Annotated in this window: 1 protein-coding gene; it reads right to left on the reverse strand. The window is 70.2% G+C overall.

The genetic code is table 11. From position 1 onward, the window contains the following. Positions 1-988, reverse strand: a 988-nt coding sequence (locus VR45_RS40190) for a family 20 glycosylhydrolase (RefSeq protein WP_045944924.1), incomplete at both ends; no start/stop codon positions are given.

Below are 988 nucleotides of genomic sequence, written 5' to 3' on the forward strand. Positions count from 1 at the left end.
GGGACATGATGTATTTGGCGCCCTGCGCGACGCCCTGACGGAGGTGGGTGATGCCCGGCTTCTCGCTCGCCGTGCCGATGGTCTCCCGGTCGCTGTCCTCGCCCCAGTACTGGAGCAGGCTGCCGGCGGGGAGGGGGGACTGGCCGAGCTGGTGCCAGCCGATCACGGTCTTCTTCCGCGCGGTGGTCGCGTCGGCGGCCGCCTCGACGTAGGCGTCGTACTCGCCCTGGGTGGCCTGCGGGGTCTCGTCGCCGCCGAGATGGACGTAGGGGCCGGGGGTGAGTTCGGCCACGGCGTCGACAACGGTCCGAAGAAAGTTCTTCGTCGCGTCCTGGTGCTTCTGGTCCTTCAGACAGTAGAGGCTGATGCCGACCTCGAAGCCGGAGTAGGGGGCCTTCGCCCGGTCGTCGCAGTTCAGTTCGGGAACCGAGGCCAGGGCGGCCATGGTGTGCCCGGGGCCGTCGATCTCGGGGACCACGGTCATGAAGCGGGACGCCGCGTAGGAGACGATCTCCTTGTAGTCGGCCGCCGTGTAGTACCAGTCGGTGCCGCCGGTGAAGCCGCTCTGGGTGCTGGCGCCGACCTTGGTCAGGTCGGGCAGGGCGTCGACGGCGATGCGCCAGCCCTGGTCGTCGGTGAGGTGCAGGTGCAGCTTGTTGATCTTGTAGGCCGCAGCCTCGTCGATGTAGCGCTTGACCTGCTCGACGGGGAAGAAGCGGCGGGCGACGTCCAGCATCACGCCGCGGTACTCGTAGCGGGGCGCGTCGGAGACCTTCGCGGGCGCGACCGTCCACGTCCGGGACTGCCTGGTGCGGGACTCGACCGCGGCGGGCAGCAGCTGACGCAGCGTTTGCACGCCGCGGAACAGGCCCTGGGCTCCGTGCGCCGTGACGACGACGCCGTTCCTGCCGGACGCGATGGTGTACCCCTCGGCACCCAGCGAGGCCGGGCCCCCGGGGTCCAGGACGAGCGCCTTGTCCGGCGCCTC

The organism is Streptomyces sp. NRRL S-495 (genome assembly GCF_000966955.1).
Lineage (GTDB): Bacteria > Actinomycetota > Actinomycetes > Streptomycetales > Streptomycetaceae > Kitasatospora > Kitasatospora purpeofusca.